The organism is Hydrogenimonas sp. (genome assembly GCF_029932565.1).
GTDB lineage: Bacteria > Campylobacterota > Campylobacteria > Campylobacterales > Hydrogenimonadaceae > Hydrogenimonas.
On record NZ_JAOZPV010000077.1, the window covers coordinates 1 to 2653 of the forward strand.

Annotated in this window: 3 protein-coding genes and 1 pseudogene; 3 read left to right on the top strand and 1 reads right to left on the bottom strand. The window is 47.5% G+C overall.

Features of this window, described 5'->3' with window-relative positions; genetic code table 11:
- The 3 genes and pseudogenes from Q1K24_RS08315 to Q1K24_RS08325 all read left to right on the top strand — a co-directional run.
- Positions 1-447: pseudogene (locus tag Q1K24_RS08315) on the top strand (ABC transporter ATP-binding protein); the annotation flags it as partial.
- Between the two features lies 1 nt (position 448).
- Entirely contained in the window at positions 449-766 is a 318-nt protein-coding gene (locus tag Q1K24_RS08320; RefSeq protein ID WP_300368746.1) for a thioredoxin family protein, read from the top strand.
- A gap of 98 nt (positions 767-864) precedes the next feature.
- Positions 865-1305: a hypothetical protein gene (locus tag Q1K24_RS08325; protein WP_300368749.1), complete on the top strand. Its 441-nt coding sequence runs from the start codon at positions 865-867 to the stop codon at positions 1303-1305.
- 10 nt (positions 1306-1315) lie between these two features.
- Here the strand turns inward: Q1K24_RS08325 and Q1K24_RS08330 are convergent.
- Positions 1316-2653 (bottom strand): EAL domain-containing protein (locus Q1K24_RS08330; RefSeq protein WP_300368752.1); only part of this gene is annotated, 1338 nt, incomplete at its 5' end.

The window sequence follows — 2653 nt, forward strand, 5'->3', positions numbered from 1 at the left end:
GCGCTGATCTTCGTCAGCCACGACCGCTACTTCGTCGACAAGATCGCCAAGAAGCTCTTCATCTTCAAAGGGCACGGCATCGTGGAAGAGAGCTACCAGCCCTACTCCGAATTCCTGGCGATCGAAAAAGAGCTCAAAAACCTCGAAACGTACGAGAGAGAACTACAAGAGAGGCAACCATCGACCGTCAACCATCGACCATCGACCAAAAAAAAGAAAAAACTCAGCTACAACGAGCAGCGCGAACTCGAACGGCTCCCCGCAGAGATCGACACGCTGGAAAACCGTATCGCCGAGATCAACGCCTGCCTCGCAGATCCCGACTGTTATCAGGAAAAAGGCATACAAAAGCTTACCGACGAACTCAACGAACTGGAAATCGAGTACAATACCAAAGCCGACCGTTATCTGGAACTGTTGGAACTGCAGGAAGAACTGGAGGAATGAGATGACCATAGAGACGATTCAGGAGATCATTCGATCCAAACCGGGTATTTTGCTCTACTTCTGGGGTGAACATTGCAACGTTTGCCATGCCCTTCAGCCCAAACTTTTCGAAGCCTTCGAAACGAATTTCCCGAAAATCGAAAAGATTGCGATCGATGTGGGTGAAGATGCCGACATCGCTGCAAACTTCGGTGTCTTCTCCATTCCAACCGCCATCATTTTTCTGGACGGCAAAGAGTTCGAGCGGGTCAGCCGAAATGTCAGCATTCCGGCACTCGTCGAGAAAATCCGGAGGCCGTACGACATATTCTTCTCTTGATCCACCCAAGACTTAAATATAATAATTATTTATTTTATTTTACTCTTTGCGCTTCTTTTTTGTGATAATATTTACTTATCTCACAAAAAGGAGCTGTCATGAAAAAACTTTTTCTGACACTTGGGCTCGGAATTGTGATGTTGGGTGCCGGTCAGACCAATCCACCAATGACCCCCGAGCAGAAAGCGCTCAAAGATACAATGAAATCGATGGCAGATGGGCTTATGCGCATTCAGGAAGGCATTCTCTACAACGATAGAGAGACACTCCTGGCAGGCGTACGTTCTCTCAAACGTGTACAGGAAGGTTATTTGACAAAACATGGTGAGGCATTGAAAAAATATATGCCCGACAATCCGACGTTTGCCATGAGCCTGGCTAAAAAGAGTGAAATGGATATCGAACGTTACGTCAGAATGATGCGGGAAGATATCTTTTCACGACACGATTACAGCAACATCGCGGCAGGATATACCCATATCGTTCAGGAGTGTGTCGGCTGCCACCAGAAACTGAGAAAATGGCGGTGGGAAAAATAATGCCGGCCGGTTAGTAGTGCCGTAACTCCAGCCATTTTTTTTCGAATTCCTCTACAGGAAGGGGTTTGGCAAAATAGAAGCCCTGAATCACGTCACAATCCATCGATTCGAGGATGTGAGCCTGCGATTCGGTTTCCACCCCTTCCGCCACGATTTCAAGCCCCAGTGTATGTCCCATCACGATAATCGATTCGACAATCGCCTTGTCGTTCGGGTTTTCTACGATCTCTCTGATAAACGTTTGATCGATTTTGAGTCTGTCCACTTCGAGCAGTTTCAGATGATTCAACGAGGAATATCCCGTACCGAAATCGTCGATTGAGAGTTTGAAACCGAACTGTTTGAGCGATTTGATCAGCAGAAAGGCATGTCGTTCGTTTTCGATCAATATATCTTCCGTCAACTCCAGCTCTACCAGTTCGCACAATCCATCGTATCGCCTGTGCATCGATTTCATCATTGGCAGGAATTGTTGATGATGGAACAGGGCGCTCGAGACATTGACGGACACGGTGGGACAAAAACTGCATCGCGTCTGCCACTTTTCCAATAGCTCGAAGACGCTCTTGATTACGAAAAAATCGATTTTGTACAAAATGCCGAGCTCTCTGGCCAATGGAAGAAACCGGCCCGGAGGTATCAACCCTTTTTGGGGATGATTCCACCGTATCAGGGCTTCCACTGCACAGATTTTCCTGCTTTTCAGATCGATCTGTGCCTGCAGATAGGGTTCGAGCTCGTCTTTTTCGATCGCACGGTAGAGCTCGTTTTCCATCTGGATATTCTCCAGCATCATGTCGTTGTTGGATGCGAAAAATGCGAACCGGTTCTTCCCATTCTTTTTGGCTTCGTACAATGCGATGTCGGCCGCCTTCTGCAACGTTTCGATATCCCGTCCATGTTCAGGGAAGAGTGCAATGCCCAAACTGATCGAGATATGCAGCGAGACCGTCTCCATTTCGAACGACTCCTGCATCACGTTCTGCAAGCGGCTTATCAGAATGCCGATCTCCTCGATCGTCATATAGTCTTCTACGATAATGGCAAATTCGTCTCCTCCTATCCGTGCGAAGAGATCCGTTTTCCGCAATATGTTCGCGACCCGCTTGCTGACCGCATCCAGCAGTCTGTCACCGGTATTGTGTCCCAATGAATCGTTGATTCTTTTAAAATTATCGATATCGAAGAGAATGAGTGCCACCTTGTGGCTGCGACGGTTGCCCAACGCAATGGCACGATTGAATTCGTTCATGAAAACACGGCGATTATAGAGACCGGTCAACGTATCGTAGTTTGCCAGTTTTTCAAGTTGCTGCTTTGCAAGTACGGTTTCCGTTTCATCGATCAG

Bases quoted from the DNA above. Each gene is read 5' to 3' on its own strand.
- Q1K24_RS08320 (WP_300368746.1), top strand. From the start codon at position 449: ATGACCATAGAGACGATTCAGGAGATCATTCGATCCAAACCGGGTATT.
- Q1K24_RS08325 (WP_300368749.1), top strand. From the start codon at position 865: ATGAAAAAACTTTTTCTGACACTTGGGCTCGGAATTGTGATGTTGGGT.